1 protein-coding gene is annotated in these 1,180 nt (G+C 30.0%); it reads left to right on the top strand.

Annotated elements, in window-relative coordinates; translation table 11 throughout:
* The first annotated feature begins 166 nt into the window (after positions 1–166).
* The gene (locus JMX13_RS13540; RefSeq protein WP_201613334.1) at positions 167–955 is read left to right on the top strand and encodes a hypothetical protein; all 789 of its coding nucleotides are present in this window, start codon (positions 167–169) and stop codon (positions 953–955) included.
* Positions 956–1,180 lie beyond the last annotated feature (225 nt).

Genomic DNA, 1,180 nt, shown 5'->3' on the forward strand with positions numbered 1-1,180 from the left:
ATTATATTTTTTATGTTAGGTTGTTAATAGTTATTCATGTAAGTATTAATAATGCAGATTACACGTATATTAATATTACAATCTTAAAATAGATACTCAGTAACTTAGAAGTGGCTTTTATAATCAATTAAATATGATTGTAAAAACTAGAATGGGAATAAAGCATATGATTAAATCGAAAAAAGAGATTCTGGAAGGTTTTGATGCGCTTAATGAAACGAGGTTTTGTGTCGCAGTGGCCAGTTACTCAGGGAATACAGGTAAGTCCATCGTTAGTAATTACTTACTTAGGCTGCATATGGATTTGCAGAGTCATTATGTAATAAATAACATGGGTTTTTACAATAAAACGTATTCTGACGAAATTGTAATGTCTGGAGAAAGTTTTGATGAAGTTTTAAAATCCTTAAGCAACCTAGATTCAGCTATTATTAATATTGCTGCACATAATACAGACTGTGTAATGAATATTATGCAGAGAAATAGTGGTTCTCATAAAGTATTCGATTACTTTTTAGTGCCAGTAATCAAAGGAAGAAAGGAGTTAGAAGATAGTTTAAATACAATTAAAGCTCTCTTAAGAATTGGAGTTCTACCTGGATCTATTAAGATAATATTTAATAACAATAAGTACTTAGAAGTAATAGATGAGGAGTTTGGATATCTTTTATCACACTTAGATGAACTTAAGATACCTTATAATATTAATGCATCTATTGAACATAATCCACTTTACTCAATGCTTTCAGAGCTAGATATCAGCTTATTAGATCTATTATCTATATCAATAGACGAGAAGAAAAATAGGCAAGAATACCTCAGAATCAAGAAACGAACAGAGGAAGAATCTGAAGAGTTAAAAACACTAATAAATCTAATTACAGCTTGGAGATATGCACAGTCAGCTATTCAAAATTTGAATAATGTATACCGTCTCCTATTCGTTAAGTTATGAAATACCAAATTTAGGTTCATAAAGTAAGACCTTCAGAATAGCCCGCTAATCCCAGACACCTATGATTTCTGAAGGGTTTATGAGTGACATATTTTTTATTAAATTATTTTCAGCTTATAGAGATATTTATTAGTAACTTAAATCAAGTCTATAGTCAGTTCACAATAAAATAAATACAGCCCATATCCTGAAATAGCTTAGGCAGATTATTCTCCATCCACCCTT

The sequence above is a fragment of the Psychrobacter immobilis genome (assembly GCF_904846285.1).
Classification (GTDB): domain Bacteria; phylum Pseudomonadota; class Gammaproteobacteria; order Pseudomonadales; family Moraxellaceae; genus Psychrobacter; species Psychrobacter immobilis_D.